The organism is Leisingera aquaemixtae, from assembly GCF_006740765.1.
Classification (GTDB): Bacteria; Pseudomonadota; Alphaproteobacteria; order Rhodobacterales; family Rhodobacteraceae; genus Leisingera; species Leisingera aquaemixtae.
This window is the reverse complement of the sequence record NZ_CP041159.1, coordinates 2,386,660-2,407,289: the sequence shown is the minus strand read 5'-3', so window position 1 is coordinate 2,407,289 and position 20,630 is coordinate 2,386,660. Positions and strand designations below refer to the sequence as shown.

Here is a 20,630-nt window from a genome sequence, read left to right as displayed (position 1 = left end):
GGATGAGCAGTTTTAACACGATCCTGGTGGCCAACCGCGGCGAGATCGCGCTGCGGGTGATGCGCACTGTGCGGGCGATGGGGCTGAAAAGCGTTGCGGTTTACACCGATGCGGATGCCGGCAGCCCGCATGCGGATTTTGCCGATATCTCCATCCGCATCGGCGAAGGCCCCGCGGCAGAGAGCTACCTTGCCACCGGCAAACTCCTCGCGGCCGCCCGGGAGGCGGGCGCGGGCGCAGTGCATCCGGGCTATGGCTTCCTGTCGGAAAACGCGGAGTTTGCCCGCGCCTGTGCGGCTGCCGGGCTGGTCTTCATCGGCCCTGCACCGGAGGCGATTGCCCTGATGGGCAACAAGGCCGCCGCCAAGCGCAGGATGATGGCGGCGGGCGTTCCGTGCATTCCCGGCTATGAGGGCGCGGATCAGGCGGCGGATGTACTGGCGGCAGAAGCCGCGCGGATCGGCTTTCCCGTGATGATCAAGGCCGCCGCGGGCGGCGGCGGCAAGGGGATGCGGCTGGTGCGGCAGGCGGCGGATTTCAGCGCTGCACTGGACCTGGCCCGCAGCGAGGCGCTGGCGGCCTTCGGCTGCGGGGATGTGATCCTGGAACGGGCGCTGCTGCAGCCGCGCCATGTGGAGGTGCAGGTCTTTGGCGATGCCCATGGCGCTGTCGTTCACTTGGGCGAGCGCGATTGCTCGATCCAGCGCCGCCATCAGAAAGTGGTGGAAGAGGCGCCAAGCCCGGCCGTGGATGCAGCCTTGCGCGCCCGGATGGGGGCGGCGGCGGTCAAGGCGGCGCAGGCCATCGGTTACCAGGGGGCGGGCACGGTCGAGTTCCTGCTGGACCGGGACGGGGCGTTTTATTTCCTGGAGATGAACACCCGGCTGCAGGTGGAGCATCCGGTGACGGAGATGATCACCGGGCTGGACTTGGTGGAGCTGCAGATCCGGGTGGCGCGGGGCGACCCCTTGGGGCTGGCGCAGAACGATGTGCGGCTGGAGGGCCACGCGATCGAAGTGCGGCTTTACGCGGAGGATGCGGCGCAGGGTTTTCTGCCGCAGGCCGGGCGGGTTGACCGTTGGCAGCCGCCCTGCGGTGACGGTGTCCGCGCCGATAGCGGGATCGTTTCGGGGCAGCAGGTGCCGGCCTTCTACGATCCGCTGCTGGCCAAGCTGATCGCGCACGGCCGCACCCGGGCGGATGCGCGGCAGCGTCTGATGGCGGCGCTGCAGGACTGCGTGCTGTTCGGGCCGGTGTGCAACCGGGATTTTCTGCTGCAGGTGCTGGCGCATCCGCAGTTTGTCCAAGGGGATATCACCACCGCATTCATCGCCAGCAATTTCCCGGACGGGCTGGCGGCGCCAGTGCCCGCCAGTATCTGGGCGCTGGGTGCAGCCCTGATCCACCGGGCAGAACAGCAGCGCTGCGCCGCCGCGGCGGGCGGCGTGGCCGCGGAACTGCTGGGGTGGTCAAACCGGGGCAGCCTGCACTCCCTTGTGCGGCTGAGCTGCAAAGGCGAGACCCAAAGCGTGCAGGTGAGCGATGAGCCGGGCCGGCTGCGCGTCGCCGGCCCCGGCTGGCAGCACCGGGTGACGGGAGAGGGCGAAGCTCTGCGGGTGGACGGCAGGCGGGCGGACCTCAGGTCCTGGCGGCTGGAGGGGGAAAAGCTGCAGGTGGCAACTGCTGCGCGGATCGTCACCTTCACCCGGCAGCGGGCGTCCGCCGGCACGGCGTCTGCCGGGCAAGCCGGGCAGGTAGTTGCGCCGATGCATGGGGTTGTCCGGGATATCTGCGTGGCAGAAGGGGACCGGGTCGCCGCGGGCAGCCGTCTAGCGGTGATGGAGGCCATGAAGATGCAGCACGAGATCCGGGCGGCCGCGCCGGGTGCCGTTGCGGCGGTGGCGGTGCGTGCCGGGGCCCAGGTGCAGGCGGGACAGGTGCTGCTGGAGATCACGCCGCAGGAAGACGACCGCACGTGATCCCGCAACCGGATGCTCCCGCCCGTCGCCGGTGCATTGAAAATGCCCCGCTCCCGTTGGGCCCGGCGCCGCGCGGCGCGCGGCGCCGGGCCCAACGGTAGGAGGTCTTTCGCCAGAAAGACTGACGACGGGCGGGAGCTGCCGGGTTCAGGTTTCTGCCGGGGGCCAGCTGCCGCGATATTGCAGAACATCGTTCGGGTACTGGCTGTCCTGAACCTGGAAGCAGGTCAGCCCTGCCGGTTCAAAGCCGTGCCGGAGATAAAAGGCAATGGCGCGCGTGTTCTGCGCGTTGGCTGCAAGCCACGGCGCGTCCCAGCCTTCTGACCGGCAGGTCTTTAACCCGGCTTCCAGAAGCAACCGCCCGATGTGCCTGCCCTGATGCCGGGGCTGGATATAGAGCGTCGAAATCTCTGTGCGGGAGGGGCCGCCTGCCGGTCTCGGCCTGCCGTGGCGGATACGGATGTAACCGTCGATACCGTCCTGGTTCTGCGAAACGATCAAGCGTTCGGCAGGGTTATGCAAGGCGTGGGCAAAATGGTCCGGCGTGTACGTGGAAAGGACGTAATCCGAGAAAATGCGGTTGATGCCGTTGCGCAAATAGGTGCCCAGCCAGACCTCTATCGACAGGGCGGCCAGGCTGGAACAGTCGTCCTGGGTCGCGGGCCTCAGGGAAACAGGGTGCAGTGCCGGGGTCATGATGGCTTTCTGAAACAGTCTCACAATGTGCTCCACTGTTCGGCTGCATTGGCCGGGCAGTCAAGGAAACACCCTCGTCAAGGTTGCTTCACCTGTTTATCAATGTGGCAGCACTGTGCGGGAGGCGCCGATGAACATCCTCTACATCATGTTCGACCAGCTGCGGTTTGATTACCTGAGCTGCGCGGGCCATCCGCATCTGCAGACGCCGCATATGGACGGGCTGGCCGCCAAGGGCGTGCGCTTCACCCGCGCCTATGTGCAGTCGCCAACCTGCGGCTCCTCGCGGATGTCGAGCTATACCGGGCGCTACCCTTCCAGCCACGGGGTGCAGTTCAACAGCTACCCTTTGCGGGTGGGCGAATGGACCATGGGCGACCATCTGCGCAAGGCGGGCATGGGCTGCCACCTGATCGGCAAGACGCATATGGTGGCGGATGCCGAGGGGATGCGGCGGCTGGGCCTGGCGCCGGACAGCGTGATCGGCGTGCGCCAGTCGGAATGCGGCTTTGATCCCTGGGTGCGCGATGACGGGCTGTGGGCGGAGGGGCCGGACGGGTTCTATGACAGCAAGCGCAGCCCCTATAACGAATACCTGAAGGGCAAGGGCTACCCAGGTGAAAACCCCTGGAGCGACTTTGCCAATGCCGCAGTGCAGGGGCAGGACATTGCCTCGGGCTGGTTCATGGTCAATGCGGACAGGCCTGCCAACATTGCCGAGGAAGACAGCGAAACCCCTTGGCTGACGACACAGGCGATGGAGTTCATCGCGCAGGCCGAAGGCCCCTGGTGCGCGCATCTGAGCTATATCAAGCCGCATTGGCCCTATATCGTGCCGGCACCCTATCACGATATGTACGGGCCGGAGCATGTTCTGCCGGCGGTGCGTTCGGAAGCGGAACGCGAGGATGCGCACCCCGTCTTTGACGGCATGATGAACAACCAGATCGGCAAGACCTTCAGCCGCGATGAGGTGCGCGAGAAGGTGATACCCGCCTATATGGGTCTGATCAAACAGGCGGATGACCAGATGGGGCGGCTGTTTGCCTGGCTGGAGGAAACCGGCCGGATGCAGGACACGATGATCGTGCTGACCTCGGACCACGGGGATTACCTGGGCGATCACTGGCTGGGGGAGAAGAACCTGTTCCACGAGCCGTCGATCAAGGTGCCGCTGATCATCTATGACCCGCGCGCAGAGGCTGATGCCACCCGCGGCACCACCTGCGATGAGCTGGTGAAGGCGATCGACCTGCTGCCCACCTTCCTGGAGGCGGCGGGCGGCGACCCGGCGCCGCATATCCTGGAGGGGCGCTCGCTGATGCCGTTGCTGCGCGGCGAAACCCCCAAGTGGCGGGACTATGCGATTGCCGAATTCGACTATTCTACCATGCCGCTCTGCGCCAAGCTGGGGCTTGAGCCCAAGGACGCGCGCTTGTTCATGGTGGCGGACAAGCGCTGGAAATTCATGCACGCCGAGGGCGGGCTGCGGCCGATGCTGTTTGATATGGAAAACGACCCGGATGAACTGGCGGACCTGGCTAAGGGCGGCGGACATCAGGAAATCATAGACCTGATGTACAGCCGCCTGCTGGAATGGGGGCTGAGGATGTCGCAGCGGATCACCCTGTCCGATGCGCAGATCACCGCGCGCCGCGGCACCTCCGGGCGCAAGGGGATCCTGCTGGGGGTTTACGAGGCGGATGAAGCCGCGCCCGAGCTGACGGCGAAGTACCGCGGACCGGTGCCGCGATAGCCGCCCTGGATATTCACCTCTGCGCAAATACTCCTGGGGAGCCCGCAGGGCGGGGGCAGCGCCCCCCAGCCCGCGTTGCCAAGCGGCAAAGGGGCGCATAAATTGGCCGGAAACGCATCAAAGGCGGCACAATGGCAGGGCAGACGGAACAGGTTCTGAACGCAATCCTGAGGGATATCGAGACCGGGCGTCTGGTGCCCGGCGCGCCGCTGGAGGAAAGCGAGCTGGTCGAACGCCACGGGGTGTCGCGCACCCCGGTGCGGGAGGCCTTTATCCAACTGGAAGCGATCGGCCTGATCAGGCGGCTGCCGCGCAAGGGGGCGGTGCTGTTCAAGCCGACGCTGGAGGAGTTTCTGGCCATTCTGGAGGTGCATGCCCGGCTGGAGGGGCAAGCGGCGGCGCTGGCGGCGCGGCGGCTGTCTTCGGCGCAGGCCAGGGATCTGGAGGCGGCGGTGGCCGCCTGCGAGAAACACGCGGCAGAGAAGGGGGACCGCGATCCGGCCGGGTATTACCAGCTGAACCTGCGGTTCCATGCATCCGTGGCGGAAGGCTCCGGCAATCCGTTTCTGGTCGAGATGATCAAGACCAACGCGCGCAAGCTGATGGCCTATTACCGGGCGCGCTACCGCTATCCCGGGGTGATTGCGCAGTCTGCCAGGGAGCACCGGCAGATTGCCGGGCTGATCCTGGCCCACGACCGGGAGGGCGCGGAGGCGGCGATGATTGCGCATGTGCAGTTCGACCAGGTCACTGTGATGGATCTGCTGGCGGCGCTGGGCTGAAAGCGCGCTGAACGGCGCCTGGCGGCCCCGTGCCTGCGGCGCGAGTATTTTTCAGAAAGATGAAAACTCAGCGGGCAGACCGCTCGAAGAAGCGCGCGAGGCATTCCGCGAAGGCGTGCTGATCGGAACGTTCTGCCAGGCTGTTCAGGGCGCGGGCATGGACAGCAGGGCCAAGTTCGTCCCGCATTTCTTCGCTCAGCGCGATGATGAAATCGCGGGTCATCTCCGGGTGGTGCTGGGTGGTGAAGATGTGCCGGCCCAGGGTGAAGCCTGTGTTCAGGCCATTGCTTTCGCTGAGCGCTGTTGCGCTCTCCGGCAGCGTGCTGACGCATTCGCTGTGGGAGCCGTAGAGTTTGATTTCGTCCGGCAGGCCCGCAGCCCAATCCGGGCGGTAGAGCAGCTGGTTGCGGGTCAGCCCGTGAACCCAGCCGGCCGGGTTGCGGTCCAGGCTGCCGCCGAGGGCGAGAGCGATGGCCTGATGGCCGAAACAGGCGCCGAACAGCGGGAAATGCCGGGCATGGGCGCCGCGGATCAGCTCCAGCAGCTGTGCAATCCAAGCCGCGCCAGAGCGGGCCGACGCCGGGCTGCCGGTGATCATCGCGCCATCGAAGTCAAACAGATCCTGCGGGAACTCCCCGTCCTTCACCGCAAACACCGTGGTGCGCCAGTCCGGCCGCGCCATCTGGATCAGGCGGGTGAATTTCTCGCCATCCTTGGGGTGCCTTTGGGCGAATGCGCTTTCGTCGGTATTGGTCATCAGGATGGCCAAGTGCATGAGGCAGCTCGCAAGATTTCGTTTTACATATTTATGGTCCGAAATAATATACATTAAGCCAGCAGGACAGGAAAGCCCGCCATGACAGTTTGGACCCCGACAGACGACGGCCATGCGGATCTGAGCAGCCATGACGCCTTTGCAAACGGTGCGCCGCATAACACTTTTGCCCGGCTGCGGCGGGAGGATCCGCTGCACTGGACTGAATACGAAGGCGGCAAGAACTTCTGGTCGCTGACCCGCTATGAGGACATCACGGTGATGAACAAGAACACCGAGGTGTTCTCCTCCGCGCGCGGGATCCGGATGGAGGATCAGTCCTACGAGGAATACCTGGCGCGGCGCACTTTTCAGGAGACCGATCCGCCGGAGCATTCCAAGGTGCGGATGAAACTGCTGAAGGCGTTCTCCAAGACCACCATGGCGCAGTATGAGCAGGATATCCGGGACCTGTGTGCGGATATTCTGGATCAGGCGCTGGCCAAGGGAGAGTTCGACGCCACCAAGGAAATCGCCCGCCAGTTGCCGATGCGGATGCTGGGCCGGGTGGTTGGCTTGCCGGAGGCGGACCTGCCCTGGCTGGTGGAAAAAGGCGATGCGCTGATTGCCAATACCGATCCGGACTTCACCTCCCACGTGCTCGACAAGATGCAGACGGATGAGTTCCGGATGATGCCGTTCAATTCGCCTGCCGGGGCGGAGCTCTATGTCTATGCCAAAGAGCTGATGGAGGAGAAGGCACGTAAGGGCGATACCTCGGGCGTGCTGAACCTGATCCTGGAGCCGGCCAAGGACGGCTCGGTCATTACAGAGACCGAGTTCCGCAACTTCTTTTGCCTGCTGGTGGCGGCGGGCAATGACACCACGCGCTATTCGATTGCTGCGGGCATACAGGCGATGTGCCATCAGCCGGAGCTGCTGGCGCAGATGCAGGCGGGCGGGGCGGTCTGGGATACCGCGGCGGATGAGATCATCCGCTGGGCGACGCCTGCGCTCTATTTCCGGCGCACCGCAACGCGGGATCATGAAATGCACGGCAAGACCATCCGCGCGGGTGACAAGGTGCTGTACTGGTTTGTCTCCGCCAACCGGGATGAGACGCAGTTCGACGATCCATTTCACGTGAATCTGCACCGCAGCCCGAACCGGCATCTGTCGTTCGGGCAGTTCGGCCCGCATGTGTGCCTCGGCATGTGGCTGGCACGGCTGGAGGTCACGGTGCTGTTCCAGGAGCTGGCCAAACGCATCCGCCATATCGAGGCGGCAGGTCCGCATAAGTTCCTGCGCTCGAATTTCGTGGGCGGCATCAAGGCGCTGCCGGTCAGGGTGGAGGCGGCGTAGCGGCCAGGCCTCCCGGCAGGAAAGACTCTGAGGAAACCGCTAAATATGTTAAGTAAAACGGTACGGGAAGACGCTGCCGAAGACTGTCCAGCAGGGAAAGGACCTTGAGCCATGAAGACCCGCTTGCGTGCGATGTTCTGCGACCACCTCAGCATCATGCGGGGGAAATACCTGCCGAATTCCAAGATCGGGGATGACTCGACACGGTTCTGCCGGTCGGTCTTCGGCACCCACTACGACAAGGATCTGCTGGATGCGCCGGGTGCGATGGTGAAGCAGGGCCTGCCGGACATGGAGCTGAGATGGCTGCATGATGACATCCGCGACAGCTGGCATGCCTCGACCAGGGTGGTGCTGGGCGATCTCTATGACGATGAGGGCGAGCCGCTGGCGCTGTGCCCGCGCCGGGCGCTGAAGCGGGCGGTTGCGGATTGGCAGAAACACGGGCTGACGCCCAAGGTCGGGATCGAGCTGGAGGCCTATGCCCTGCAGGCCGACGACCGCGGGCGGCTGATGCCCTATGACGCGCCCGGCGGTGTGGTCTACGGCACCGGCCCCTTTGCCGACCCGTTGCGGTTTAATGACCGGATCTGGGCGATGGCGGACGACATGGGCTTCTCGCTCGACATGATCACAGCTGAATTCGACAGCCCGCAGTTCGAATACACGCTGACCTTTGATGACGCGGTGAAGGCGGTGGATGACATCGTGCTGTTCCGCCTGATGGCGCGGGAGGTGGCGCTGGAGTACGGCATCGTCCTTACCTTCATGCCGAAACCGGTGGCAGAGGCCGGAGGGTCCGGGATGCACCTCAACTTCTCCTTTCTGGACGAAGCGGGCGGCAATGCGCTGTCCGCGGGGCCGCGGGGCGGGCCGGAGCATATGAACGATCTGGCGCGCGGCTGCTTGGCGGGGCTGCTGCATCACCACAAGGGGCTGGCGGGGCTGATTGCGCCCACCGCCAACAGCTATATGCGGCTGCAGCCGGGGACGCTGTCGGGCTACTGGCGCAACTGGGGCGGCGACCACCGCAACGTGACCACGCGGATCAGTTCCGAAGGCGGCGCCAAGGCGCGGCTGGAGCACCGGACGGCGGATGCCTCGGCCAATCCCTACACAGCGGTGGCGGCGGTGCTGCAGGCGGCGCGGCTGGGGGTTGAGAACAGCTACCAGCTGCCGCCGATGGAAACCGGTGATGGCTTTGACCGCACCGATGCGCGTGAGGGCACGGCGGTGGATCTGAAAGGGGCGATGGACGACCTGGAGCGGGACACCGCGCTGGCGGAGGCCGTCGGGGCGCAGCTGGTCGCCAGCCACGTCTTCATGAAGCGCAAGGAAGTGCGCAAGACCCGCGATCTGGAAGGCGACGCGATGCGCGATTTCTACGTGCATTTCATCTGACCAGCTGCCGCCGGTACCGGCACACTCCTCACCTCTGCAAGCTTCCGGGGCGTAAGGCTGCCGCTGCAAGCGCAGTGCGCGGCCATGGCCTGATGCACGCGCCTTGGTCAATGGCGGGTCATAGGCCGCTGCGGCAGCTGGGCCGGGTGCCGTATCACGCTGCCGCGCCGCGCCAGCGGCGCCGCCGAAGGCGCGGGCCCGAAGCCTCCGCTTCGGGCCCGCCATGGCATCTGGCAGCGCCCGGACCTGGCGGCCCGGGCGCGGGTGCGCCTGGCGCAGGCGTCAGCTAACCGCCGTAAAGCCTGCGTCGAGGGCAGAGAGGATGGTGGCCGCCTCCGCTTCACTCAGGATCAGCGGCGGCGACAGGATGATGTTGGGGCCGGAGACCCGGACCATGGCGCCGGCCTCGTAGGCCACCTCCTGCAGCCTGCCGATGGTCTTCTTGTCCACTGCGGCTTTGGTGGTGCGGTCGGCAACCAGTTCCAGCGCGCACATCAGGCCGTGGCCGCCGCGCACGTCGCCGATAAGCGCGTATTTCTGTTGCAGCGCCAGCAGGCCCTGGTGGATCTGGGTGCCGCGGGCGGCGGCGTTTTCCGGCACGTTCAGGCGCAGGGTTTCGGCAAGGCATGCGAGCGCCGCCGCTGCGCCGACCGGGTGGCCCGAGTAGGTGTAGCCGTGGCCGATCGCGGCCTTGCCGGTGGTGTCCTTTTCGAAGACTTCAGTCATGTGGTCCGCGATCATCACCGCGCCAAAGGGGAAGTAGCCGTTGGTGATGGCCTTGGCGGTCGCCATCATGTCGGGCTGCACGCCCCAGTGGCGCGAGCCGCTCCAGGATCCGGTGCGGCCGAAGGCGGTGATCACCTCGTCCGCAATCAGCAGGATGCCGTGTTTGGTGCAGATCTCGCGCACGCCGGGCATGAAGCTTTTGTGCGGCGGGATCACGCCGCCTGCGCCCAGGATAGGCTCCATGATGAAGGCCGCAATTGTGCCTGCGCCCTGGAAAGCGATCTCGTCCTCCAGCGCCTGGAGGCAGAGCCGGGCGAGGCGTTCCGGATCGGTCTCGTTGAAGGGGTTGCGGTAGGTGTAGGGCGCCGGGATGTGGTGGCAGCCGGGCAGGAGCGGCTCGTACTGGGTGCGGAAATTGGCGTTGCCGTTCACCGAGGCGCCGCCCATGTGGGTGCCGTGGTAGCCCTTCTTGAGGCTCAGGAACTTGATGCGGCCCTCCTCGCCGCGGATCTTGTGGTACTGGCGGGCGAGCCGCAGGGCGGTTTCCACCGAGTCCGAGCCGCCGGAGGTGAAGAAGGCGCGGGTGAGCCCGTCAGGCGCGAAGAATTTGCGCAGCTCCTCGGCCAGCTGGATCACCTGGTCGTTGGTGGTGCCGCGGAAGGTGGAGTAGTAGGGCAGCACGTCGAGCTGCGCGGCGATGGCATCCTTGACCGGCTGGCAGGAGAACCCGAGGTTCACGTTCCACAGGCCGCCGACCGCGTCGACCACTTCGTGCCCGTCGATGTCGGTGATCTTCACGCCCTGAGCGGAGGTGATGATGGCAGGCGGGTTGGCCAGGCTGTCGCCGGGATGCGCCATCGGGTGCCAGAGGGATTTGGCGTTGTGTTCTTTCAGAAAGTTGGAGTCTTTCATGGGGCAGCTCCTGGATGCGGCCCGTATGAGGCCGGTGACGAGGGTCAGGCGGTTTCGTCCTGCGGATAGTCCGCGGGGGCAGAGCCGCCGATGCGATGGGTGAGGGTGGCGCCCGCGCGGCGCAGGGCCGCCGGGATCAGCTGTTTCTGGTCCGCGCTCATGCGGGACACCGGCGCGGCAACGGCCAGCGCGCCGATCACCTTGCGGTCCGGACCAAAGACCGGGACCGCGTGGGAGTGCACATCCGCCTCAAAGCCGCCGATGGACTGGGCAATGCCGCTGCTGCGGATTTCCGCCAGCTGTGTGCGGATTTCCTGCGGATCGGTGATGGTCTCGGGGGTGCGGGCCGCCAGCGGCTGGGACAGCACATGTTCGGCAAAGTCCGGGTCCGCGTAGGCCAGAACGGCCATGCCGGAACTGGTGCCGTGGAAGGTCAGCACCTCGGCGTCCTCCATCATCACCTTGGTGGCATTGCGCGGCGAATAAGCGTGCGACAGCGAGTTGAGCTGACTGCCCTGCAGCAGCGACAAATGGGTGGTCTCACCTGTCTCATCGCTCAGATCCCGCAGCACGCGGCGCGAGACGGAAAGGATCGGAACAGCCGCCTCGCGCAGCGCAGCAAGGCGCAGAACCTGCGGGCCGAGACGGTAAGACCGGTCGCTTCCGGCCTGCTCGACAAAGCCTGATTCCTGCAGTTCGCTCATCAGCCGGTAGACCGTGGCCTTGTTCATGCCGGACAAGCGCGTGAGGTCGCTAAGGCCGATTTCAGTCCGCCCGTGGTTGAAAAACGTCAGTAATGACAAGGCTTTGGTTACAGTTCCCATGCTCTTGCCGATGCTCCCTGTCTGGTTCAGCCGGGCGGTGTCCGCTCAAAAAGACGCACCCGCGATGCAATTTTGTTGACAGATAACGGGGCGGGCTGTCAATCTAAATTCAAACCAACGGTTCAAATAATGAACCAAGTGGCAGAACTGGGAGGAAAGCCATGAAACTCAAAACCCTCATGCAAGGGGCGGCTGCAGCGGCGGCGCTGGGGCTCAGCGCGGTTGCGGCGCAGGCCGAGTATCCGGAGAAGCCGGTGAATTTCATCGTGCCGTGGCCGCCGGGTGATCTGGAGGATGTGCTGACGCGGATGATCGCCGAGGATTTCCAGAACGAATACGGCGTCGCGGCGGCGGTGGTGAACAAGCCGGGCGGCGGCGGCGGGCCGTTCCCGGGCGCGATCGAGGTCGCCAACGCACCGGCTGATGGCTACACCATCGGGTCCTTTGTGATCGGCGTGCCGGTGATGGGGCATCAGATCGACATTCCGCCGCTGACACCGGCCAAGTTCGATCCGCTGGGGATCTTCCTGACCTATCCCTTTGTGATCGCGGCCTCCGCTGATGCGCCTTACAGTACGATGGAGGAGCTGGCGGCCTATGCCAAGGAAAACGACGTGGCGCTGGGCCATTTCGGAGACGTGCTGACCCCGACCCAGGTGACAAAGGCCTATGCCAAGAACGCCGGTTTCGAATGGGGCTCGGATGCGGCCTTTGACGCGCTGGACTGCAACACGCTGGCCTCGGGCGATGCGGATGTGATCAATACCACGCTGCAGCTGGTGCTGCCCTGTCTGGATCAGGTCAAGGTTCTGGTCTCGATCACCGACGAGCGTATTCCGCTGGCGCCTGATGCGCCGACCATCGGCGAACTGGACGAAAGCCTGAACATTGCCCTGTGGAACGGCCTGTTTGTGGCCAAGGACACGCCGCAGGACGTGCGCGACAAGATCGTTGCTGTGGCCGAAAAGGCAGTGATGAGCGAGCGCGCCCAGAACGTGGCCAAGGAAACCGGCGCGCTGGTCTATTGGCAGAACGCCGAAGACAGCGCGGCGCGGGTTGCCAGCGATATCGACACCATGGCCCGTATCAGCGGGCTGCTGTCCGAGTAATCCTCCCCCACTGCATCGGGGCCATGCACGGTCCCGGTGCCTTTTAAACGCGCGGACAAAGAGCTTCTCAGATGCCTTCGGAACGTGAACGCCGTTTTGCCGGGCCGCGGCGCGGTCAGCTGGTCTTTGCCCTCGTCATGGTAGGGGGGGCGCTGCTGCTGCTGGTGCTGATCACGGAGCAGACCGCCTGGGTCCAGAAGACCAAGCTGTTTGCCCAGCCCCGGTTCTGGCCTGCTGTGGCCATTGGCGGCATGGTGCTGCTGGGCGGGCTGCACCTCTATAAACTGCCCTGGCGGCGGGTCAGCCGTTATGACCTGTGGGAGGTCAAGCGCTGGGGGCGGGTGCTGGAATTCGCCGGCTGGTTCATGGGCTATGTCCTGCTGGTGCCCGTCATTGGCTATCTGCCCGTGACGCTGGCGTTCGTGCCGCTTCTCAGTTGGCGGATGGGCTACCGCAGCCCTTTCATGCTGTGGATCAGCGCCGGTTTTGCCGTGGCCGTGGTGGTGCTGTTCAAGGCCTTCCTGTCAGTCAAGATCCCCGGTGCGCTCATCTATGAGTATCTGCCGGGCGCGTTGCGCAGCTTCTTCATTCTCTATCTCTGAGTGCCCGTCATGGACCTGATCCTCTCTGCAATAGACATCCTGATGCGCTGGGACGTGGCGCTGGCGCTGCTGGCGGGGTCGGTGGGCGGGGTGCTGATCGGGGCCATTCCCGGCGTCGGCCCGGCAGTGGCCATTGCGATCCTGCTGCCCGCAACCTTCTCGATGGACCCGATTGTCGGGCTGACGGTGCTGCTGGGGATATACGGCTCCTCCATGTACGGGGGGGCAATCCCGGCTATCCTGATCAATACGCCCGGCACCGCGGTCAATGCGCTGACCACCTATGACGGCTATCCGATGACCGCGCGGGGCGAGCCGCGCCGGGCTTTAAGCCTGGCTTATTCCGCCAGCTTCTTTGGCGGCATCTTCTCGGTCATCTGCCTGATCCTGTTTGCCCCGGTGCTGGCCAAGATCGCGCCGATGTTCGGCTCGCGCGAGATATTTTTGGCCGCGCTTCTGGGCCTGATCCTGGTGGTGGTCGCGCACCGCGGCCAGGCGCTGATTGCGGGCACGCTGGCCTGTTTCGGGATCTTCCTGCAGACCATCGGTCTGGAGCCGGTGAAATACACCCAGCGCTACACCTTCGGGCAGGATTTCCTGGGCGGCGGGATCAACTTGATCGTCGTCGTGCTGGGGCTGTTTGCAATCTCGCAGGCCTTTGTGCTCCTGACGGACGAGGATGAGAAGGTGCGCATGACCCGCCTGCGCGGCGGCATGTTCCAGGGCCTGCGCGAACTGGCACGCCATCCGCGTGTGGCCGGGGTTTCTGCCACCTTTGGCGTCTTGATGGGGATGATCCCCGGAGTGGGCGAGTTCACCGCGCAGTTCATGTCCTACACCTATGCGCAAAAGACCTCGAAACGGCCGCAGGATTTCGGCAATGGCTCCTCTGAGGGGCTGATCGCCGCGGAGACCGCCAACAACGCGGTGCCGGCGGCAGCCATGGTGCCGCTCCTGGCGCTGGGCATCCCGGGCGAGGCGCTGACGGCGATGATGCTGTCGGTGTTTTACGTTCACAACGTGGTGCCGGGACCGGGGCTGTTTCAGAACCAGATGGATTTCGTGGTGGCGCTGTATCTCGCGCTGCTGATCCTGAACGTGCTGGTGCTGCTGTTCCTCCTGTTTGCCACCCGCTCGCTCATCCAAGTGGTGCGCATCCCCAACCGGTTCCTGGGCGTCTGCATCCTGACGCTCAGCTTTGTCGGGGTCTATTCCCTGCGTAACTCCGCCACCGATTGCGTGATGGCGGCGGGATTCGGCATCCTCGGATACATCCTCAAGCGGCTGTCGCTGCCCTCGGTGCCGATCATCCTGGGCATGGTCCTGGGCGGCATCATGGAGGTGAAGCTGCGCGCGGGCATGGCGCGGGTGAAGGAACCCCTTGATTTCATTGACCGCCCGGTGGCGTTCATCCTGTTTTGCATCATCATCATCGTTCTGGCGGTCCACATCCTGCGGGTGCTGAAGGACCGGAAGGAACTGAAGGAGGCCGAATGGCAGACCAATCGCGCATCGACAAGCTTCGGCAGCTTGATGTGGCGCCGCAGAAACTCTTTCTTGAAGGATCATGGCAAGAAGGTTCGGGCCAGACACTCGAAGTTGCTTCGCCGGTTGACGGATCTGTTCTGACGACGCTGGCGGGCGCCTCTGCAACCGATGTCGAAAACGCTGTCGCTTCGGCGCGGCGGGCTTTCGAGGACCGCCGCTGGGCGGGACAGAGCCCCGCCGCACGCAAGCAGGTGCTGCACCGGATCGCGGACCGGGTCGAGGCGGAGGCGGTCGAGCTGGCTGTGCTGGGCGTGCGCGACAACGGCACCGAATTCAGCATGGCGCTGAAGGCCGAGCCGGGATCGGCGGCGGGCACCTTCCGCTATTATGCAGAGGCCTTGGACAAGGTGGCGGGAGAAGTCGCGCCGACCGCGCCGGACGTGCTGGGCCTGGTGCACCGGATGCCGGTGGGCGTTGTGGGGGCCATCGTGCCCTGGAACTTCCCGCTGATGATCGGCGCCTGGAAACTGGCGCCCGCACTGGCAATGGGCAATTCGGTGGTGCTGAAACCGGCTGAGACGGCCTCGTTGTCCTTGCTCCGCTTGGCAGAGATCTGCTCCGAATGCGGCCTGCCGGACGGAGTTCTGAACGTGGTGACCGGCTCCGGTGCTGAAACCGGCGCGGCGCTGGCGGCCTCAAACGGCGTGGACGTGCTGGCCTTCACCGGCTCCGGTGCGACCGGCCGGAAGCTTTTGGAGGCTTCGGCGCGCTCGAACCTCAAGCGCTGCTATCTGGAGCTGGGCGGCAAGTCCCCCAACATCGTCTTTGCGGATGCACCGGACATGGCGAAGGCCGCGAAAACCTCCGCAGCGGGCATCTTCCGCAATTCCGGGCAGGTCTGCATTGCGGGGTCGCGTTTGCTGGTCGAGGCGTCGATCCACGATGAGTTCGTCGAAAGGCTCAAGGCCGAGGCGGAGGCGCTGCGGGTAGGCGATCCGCTGGACTTGGGCACTCACATTGGCGCGGTGAACTCCGAGGAACAGCTACGCCGCAACTTGTCCTTCATGGATATGGCGCGGGCCGAGGGCGGGCAGGTTGTAACCGGCGGGGCGCGCATACTGGAGGAGACTGGCGGCACCTATATGGCGCCGGCCATCGTCACCCGCGTCGCGCGCGATCACGCGCTGTTTCAGCGCGAGGTGTTCGGGCCGGTGCTGGCGGTCACGAAATTCGAAACCGAGGAGGAGGCGCTGAGCCTGGCCAATGGCACCGAGTTCGGGCTGGCGGCTGCGGTCTGGACCGAAAACCTCAGCCGTGCGCACCGGATGGTCGCAGGCATCCGCGCCGGGTTGGTGCATGTGAACACCTATGGCGGCTCGGACAACACGGTGCCTTTGGGCGGCGTTGGGCAGTCCGGCAACGGACATGACAAGTCGCTGCATGCGCTGGACAAATACACTGATCTGAAGACCGCCTGGATCCAGCTGTGATGCAGGTTTTGCAGGGGCAAAACCTGTAGCCTCCGGCGGGAGTATTGGGGAAAGATGAAAGGCGGCCTGGCTGCAGAGCGCAGGCCGAGGGGAGGACGGTATATGAAGGCCAAAACGATACTGGTTGCCGGGACATATGACACCAAGGACGAGGAGCTGAGCTATCTGGCGGAGGTGATCCGCGGCCAGGGCGGCACGGTGCTGACGATGGATGTGAGCGTGCTGGGCGACCCCAGCCAGCCAACGGACGTCAGCAAGCACGAGGTGGCCGAGGCGGGCGGCAGCTCGATCCTGGAGGCAATCGGCGCGGGTGACGAAAACACTGCCATGCAGATCATGGGCAGTGGCGCGGCGGCCAAGGCGCAGGAGCTCTACGGGGCGGGGCGCATCGACGGGGTGATCGTGCTGGGCGGCACCATGGGCACCGATCTGGCGCTCGACATGTGTGCGGCGCTGCCCGTTGGGGTGCCGAAATACATCGTCTCCACCGTTGCCTTCTCGCCGCTGATGCCGCCGGAGCGGATCCCGGCGGATGTGCAGATGATCCTGTGGGCGGGCGGGCTTTACGGGCTGAATTCGATCTGCAAGGCGTCGCTCAGCCAGGCCGCGGGCGCGGTGCTGGGCGCGGCGCGGGCAGTGGAGCCGCCCAGGCGGGAGCGGCCGCTGATCGGCATGACCTCGTTCGGCAAGACCGTGCTGCGGTATATGGTGACGCTGAAACCGGCGCTGGAGGCGCGCGGTTTTGAGGTCGCCGTATTCCATGCCACCGGCATGGGCGGGCGGGCGTTTGAGAGCCTGGCGGCTGAGGGTGCCTTTGCCGCAGTGATGGATTTCGCGCCGCAGGAGGTCTCGAACCACCTGTTCGGCGGGTTGTCGGCTGGCGCGGACCGGATGACCAATGCAGGCCGTGCAGGCATACCGCAGCTGGTCGCGCCGGGCTGCTATGACCTGGTGGATTTCGTCGGCTGGCAGGAAACGCCCGCACAGCTTCAGGGGCGGGAGACCCATGCCCATAACCGTCTGCTCACCTCCGCCTTGCTGGAGGCGGATGAGCGGCGCCAGGTGGCGCAGGCGCTCTGCGGCAAGCTGGCCGCCGCCCGGGCGCCGGTGGCCGTGCTGCTGCCGGCGGGCGGCTGCAACGAGTGGGACCGGCCAGGCGCGCCCTTGCACGATGCGGCGGGGCTGGCGGCGTTCTGCGATGAAATGCGCCGCCGCTGTCCCGGAAATGCCAGCCTGCACGAGCTGGACTGCCATATCAACGACGCAGCGTTTGCGGCCAAGGCATTGGAGATCCTCGATTCCTGGATCGCCAGCGGCATCGTGCAAAGCGGCTGAACCGCCAGCTGCCTTGTCCGGAGGCGCAGGGGCGGGATAAGGTGTTTCAAGAAGTTTGATTTTCTCCTGCATTCTGTTACGTAATCCCGGCAGAACAGCCGCTGCGGCCCGGTGACGTGTGACGCGGGGTCTGCCGGAGCGCGGCGGTTTTTGGGGCTTGGCGCGGAGACCGGCGCCGTGCCTAATCAGTTGGGGCGCGGGGCTGCATCATGGACCCCGCAGGAGAGAGGAAGACCGGATGAGTGAAGCCATTGCATATGAGCGCGTGGGCGATATTGCCGTTCTGAAGGCGCAGAACCCGCCGGTGAACGCGCTGGGTGTGGATGTGCGCAAGGGGCTGCTGGCCGGGATCGAACGCGCCGAACAGGACGGTGCCAAGGCGGTTTTGATCTATGGCGAGGGCAAGACCTATTTTGCCGGGGCCGACATCCGGGAATTCGGCAAGCCGCCGCAGGAGCCCTGGCTGCCCGGGCTGTGCAGCCGGATCGAGGCCACGCCGCTGATCGTGGTTTCTGCCATGCATGGCACTGCGCTGGGCGGCGGGCTGGAGGTGGCCTTGGCCTCGCATTACCGGATTGCGGTGCCTTCGGCCAAGATGGGGCTGCCGGAAGTGAACCTGGGCATTCTGCCCGGTGCCGGCGGCACCCAGCGGCTGCCGCGGGTGGCCGGCACCGAAGCGGCGCTGGAGATGATCACCACCGGCCGCCACATCAGCGCAGCGGAGGCGCTGGAGAAAGGCATTATCGACCGGATCGAAGACGGCGCGCCGCGCGAGATCGGCCTTGCCTATGCGCAGGAGCTGCTGGCGCAGGGGGCACCGCGCCGGGCTGTCGGAGAAATGCCCGCGCCGGAAGCGGTGGATTTCGATGCGGTCTATGAGGCCACGCTGAAGAAAGGCCGCGGCCAGCTGTCGCCTGCGGTGGCAGTGCGCGCGGTTCAGGCGGCGGCTGAAGCCGAAAGCTTCGAGGCCGGGCTGAAGCGCGAGCGTGAGCTGTTCATGGAGCTGATGGACTCCGATCAGCGGCAAGGGCTGATCCACGCCTTCTTCTCGGAACGCGCGGTCAGCAAGCTGCCGGAGCTGGACGGCGTCGCGCCGCGTGACGTTGCCTCGATGGGGGTGATCGGCGGCGGCACCATGGGGGCAGGTATTGCCACAGCGGCGCTGCTGGCGGGGCTGCCGGTGGTGCTGATCGAAATGACGGACGAGGCCGCAGCCGCGGCGCGCGGCCGGATCGAGGGCAACCTGAAAGGCGCCCTGAAACGCGGCAAGATCAGCCAGGAACAGTACGATCAACTGACCGGCGACGCGCTGACGGTGGCGACGGACTATGCTGCGCTGTCCGCGGTGGACCTGGTTGTCGAAGCGGTGTTCGAGGACATGGGCGTCAAGCGCGAGGTCTTTGGCAAGCTCGACGCCCATTGCAAGCCGGGCGCGGTGCTGGCGACCAATACCTCCTATCTGGACGTGGATGAGATCGCCGCGGCGACGTCCCGGCCGCAGGATGTGATCGGGCTGCATTTCTTCTCGCCCGCGCATGTGATGAAGCTCTTGGAAGTTGTGGTGGCGGAGAAAACCGCGCCGGAGGTTCTGGCCACCGGGTTTGCGCTTGGCAAGCGGCTGAAGAAGGTCACGGTGCGCTCCGGCATTTGCGACGGGTTCATCGGCAACCGGATCATGAACGCCTACCGCAAGGCGGCGGAATATGTGGTGCTGGACGGGGCCTCGCCTTATCAGGTGGACAAGGTGGTGACCGGTTTCGGTTTCCCGATGGGGCCGTTTGCGATGGGCGATCTGGCGGGGCTGGACATCAACTGGGCCGCCCGCAAGCGCCGCGCGCCCACCCGCGATCCGCGCGAGCGGGTGCCGCGGTTCTACGAGATGCTGTGTGAGGGCGGCGATTTCGGCCAGAAGACCGGCAAAGGCTTTTACGTTTATGAGGAAGGCCGGCGCGGCGGTGTGCCGAATCCTGAGGTGGCAGCGCTGATTGCCAAGGATCAGGAGCAGCAAGGCGTCTCCCCGCGGGAGTTCTCGGACGCAGAGGTCCTGCGCCGCTACATGTGCGCCATGGTCAACGAGGCCGCCAAGGTGGTGGGCGAGGGCATTGCGCGCCGCCCGCTGGATGTGGATATGGTGATGCTGTTCGGCTACGGCTTCCCGCGGTTCTGGGGCGGGCCGCTGAAATGGGCGGATCTGCAGGGGCTGGATGGGATCCTGGCCGATATCCGGGCTTATGCGGCAGAGGACGGTTTCTTCTGGCAGCCCGCGCCGCTGCTGGAGCAGCTGGTGGCAGAAGGCAGAACCTTCGACTCCCTGAACAAAGGCAGCTGAGCAGGCGGGCGGGCGCCCTTCCGGCCCGTCGAGGGCCGTCAGGGCGCGGCCCGGCTTTGCCGGGCGGGGCGCGCAAACGCTGGCCGTATCACGAAAAAGCGCCGCGCGGGTTGCGCGGCGCCTGGCCCAACAAGAGCAGCGCATCTTGGATGCGCCCGGCGATTGGCGGGAGTTCCGCAAGCCTTAGGCCCAGGTGCCTTCTGTGGCGGAACGGATCTTGCGGATGTTTTCGCCGTAGACCTCCGGGGTGTCGACCGATCCGCCCTTGAACACGGCGGAGCCTGCGACCAGCACGTCAGCGCCGGCCTCGGCCACCAGCGGCGCGGTGACGGGGTCGACGCCGCCGTCGATCTCGATATGCACGGGGCGGTCGCCGATCATCGACCGCAGGCGGCGGATCTTGGTGGTCATGTCGATGAACTTCTGGCCGCCAAAGCCCGGGTTCACGGTCATCACGCAGACCAGGTCCGTCAGGTCCAGGAGGTGCTCCACCGCCTCGGCCGGGGTGCCGGGGTTCAGCGCCACACCGGCCTTCATGCCCGCCCCGCGGATGGCCTGCAGGGTGCGGTGGATGTGCGGGCCTGCTTCGAAATGCGCGGTCAGCACGTCGGCGCCGGCATCGGCGTAGGCGTCGATATAGGGATCGACCGGCGCGATCATCAGGTGCACGTCCATCACCGTCTTCACATGCGGGCGGAACGCCTTCACCGCCTGCGGGCCGAAGGTGAGGTTCGGCACGAAATGCCCGTCCATCACATCCACATGCACCCAATCGGCGCCCTGGGCTTCGATGGCCCGGATCTCCTGGCCGAAGTTGGCGAAATCGGCGGAGAGGATGGAGGGCGCGATCTTGATCTTGCGGTCAAAGGACATCTGGCAGCTTCCTTTTGCAAAGGGGAATGAGGAGTCGCAGGCCATATAGACCCTCCGGCCCGTTGTTGACAGGGGCAGAATGCGCTGCCGGGTGGTTTCCCTGCACGCACCGCCCGCGGGTTGCACGTCTGCGGGTTGCAATGGACGGCGTTACAAAACTTTCACGGCAGTGACACAAGAGCTTTGAGCGCAGGCTCTAGGCAGTCCCGGAA

Annotated in this window: 16 protein-coding genes; 11 read left to right on the top strand and 5 right to left on the bottom strand. The window is 65.4% G+C overall.

All coding sequences use genetic code 11. The features are described from left to right. Positions 1-2 precede the first annotated feature (2 nt). Positions 3-1,979 (top strand): acetyl-CoA carboxylase biotin carboxylase subunit, encoded by a 1,977-nt coding sequence (locus R2C4_RS13385; protein ID WP_141891023.1) that lies wholly within the window; start codon positions 3-5, stop codon positions 1,977-1,979. Between the two features lie 147 nt (positions 1,980-2,126). On the opposite strand, the gene R2C4_RS13380 is transcribed toward R2C4_RS13385, so the two are convergent. Beyond that, on the bottom strand, positions 2,127-2,675 hold the full coding sequence (locus tag R2C4_RS13380) for a GNAT family N-acetyltransferase (RefSeq protein WP_141891022.1): 549 nt from the start codon (positions 2,673-2,675) through the stop codon (positions 2,127-2,129). A gap of 130 nt (positions 2,676-2,805) precedes the next feature. Here R2C4_RS13380 and R2C4_RS13375 point away from each other — a divergent pair, with 130 nt between their 5' ends. Together R2C4_RS13375 and R2C4_RS13370 are read left to right on the top strand one after the other, a co-directional pair. Beyond that, positions 2,806-4,431 (top strand): sulfatase-like hydrolase/transferase, encoded by a 1,626-nt coding sequence (locus tag R2C4_RS13375; RefSeq protein ID WP_141891021.1) that lies wholly within the window; start codon positions 2,806-2,808, stop codon positions 4,429-4,431. A 131-nt stretch (positions 4,432-4,562) separates the two neighbouring features. Then, positions 4,563-5,213 (top strand): GntR family transcriptional regulator, encoded by a 651-nt coding sequence (locus R2C4_RS13370; RefSeq protein WP_141891020.1) that lies wholly within the window; start codon positions 4,563-4,565, stop codon positions 5,211-5,213. Between the two features lie 67 nt (positions 5,214-5,280). Here R2C4_RS13370 and R2C4_RS13365 read toward each other — a convergent pair whose 3' ends face one another. Continuing rightward, positions 5,281-5,988, bottom strand: coding sequence for a type 1 glutamine amidotransferase (locus R2C4_RS13365; RefSeq protein ID WP_141891019.1), 708 nt, complete (start codon positions 5,986-5,988; stop codon positions 5,281-5,283). A gap of 81 nt (positions 5,989-6,069) precedes the next feature. On the opposite strand from R2C4_RS13365, the gene R2C4_RS13360 reads away from it, so the two are divergent. Continuing rightward, entirely contained in the window at positions 6,070-7,329 is a 1,260-nt protein-coding gene (locus R2C4_RS13360; protein WP_141891018.1) for a cytochrome P450, read from the top strand. 111 nt (positions 7,330-7,440) lie between these two features. Then, entirely contained in the window at positions 7,441-8,730 is a 1,290-nt protein-coding gene (locus R2C4_RS13355) for a type I glutamate--ammonia ligase (protein ID WP_141891017.1), read from the top strand. 282 nt (positions 8,731-9,012) lie between these two features. Here R2C4_RS13355 and R2C4_RS13350 read toward each other — a convergent pair whose 3' ends face one another. Continuing rightward, complete coding sequence (locus R2C4_RS13350; protein WP_141891016.1) at positions 9,013-10,368, bottom strand: aspartate aminotransferase family protein; 1,356 nt, start codon at positions 10,366-10,368, stop codon at positions 9,013-9,015. Positions 10,369-10,412: 44 nt separating this feature from the next. Continuing rightward, on the bottom strand, positions 10,413-11,192 hold the full coding sequence (locus tag R2C4_RS13345) for an IclR family transcriptional regulator (protein WP_141891015.1): 780 nt from the start codon (positions 11,190-11,192) through the stop codon (positions 10,413-10,415). 161 nt (positions 11,193-11,353) lie between these two features. Here R2C4_RS13345 and R2C4_RS13340 point away from each other — a divergent pair, with 161 nt between their 5' ends. The 6 genes from R2C4_RS13340 to R2C4_RS13315 all read left to right on the top strand — a co-directional run bounded on the left by R2C4_RS13340 (position 11,354) and on the right by R2C4_RS13315 (position 19,545). Continuing rightward, on the top strand, positions 11,354-12,301 hold the full coding sequence (locus R2C4_RS13340; RefSeq protein WP_141891014.1) for a tripartite tricarboxylate transporter substrate binding protein: 948 nt from the start codon (positions 11,354-11,356) through the stop codon (positions 12,299-12,301). Positions 12,302-12,372: 71 nt separating this feature from the next. Next, complete coding sequence (locus R2C4_RS13335) at positions 12,373-12,903, top strand: tripartite tricarboxylate transporter TctB family protein (protein WP_141891013.1); 531 nt, start codon at positions 12,373-12,375, stop codon at positions 12,901-12,903. Between the two features lie 9 nt (positions 12,904-12,912). After that, positions 12,913-14,532, top strand: coding sequence for a tripartite tricarboxylate transporter permease (locus R2C4_RS13330; protein ID WP_058285550.1), 1,620 nt, complete (start codon positions 12,913-12,915; stop codon positions 14,530-14,532). Continuing rightward, positions 14,439-15,881 carry an aldehyde dehydrogenase gene (locus R2C4_RS13325; protein ID WP_141892100.1) on the top strand — a complete coding sequence of 481 codons (1,443 nt, stop codon included), beginning with the start codon at positions 14,439-14,441 and terminating at the stop codon, positions 15,879-15,881. Before R2C4_RS13330 ends, R2C4_RS13325 begins: the two co-directional genes overlap by 94 nt. A 102-nt stretch (positions 15,882-15,983) precedes the next feature. Continuing rightward, positions 15,984-17,216 (top strand): Tm-1-like ATP-binding domain-containing protein, encoded by a 1,233-nt coding sequence (locus R2C4_RS13320; RefSeq protein ID WP_141891012.1) that lies wholly within the window; start codon positions 15,984-15,986, stop codon positions 17,214-17,216. A gap of 238 nt (positions 17,217-17,454) precedes the next feature. Then, positions 17,455-19,545, top strand: coding sequence for a 3-hydroxyacyl-CoA dehydrogenase NAD-binding domain-containing protein (locus tag R2C4_RS13315; RefSeq protein ID WP_141891011.1), 2,091 nt, complete (start codon positions 17,455-17,457; stop codon positions 19,543-19,545). Positions 19,546-19,728: 183 nt separating this feature from the next. Here R2C4_RS13315 and rpe read toward each other — a convergent pair whose 3' ends face one another. Continuing rightward, on the bottom strand, positions 19,729-20,418 hold the full coding sequence (rpe, locus tag R2C4_RS13310) for a ribulose-phosphate 3-epimerase (protein WP_141891010.1): 690 nt from the start codon (positions 20,416-20,418) through the stop codon (positions 19,729-19,731). Between the last annotated feature and the right edge of the window lie 212 nt (positions 20,419-20,630).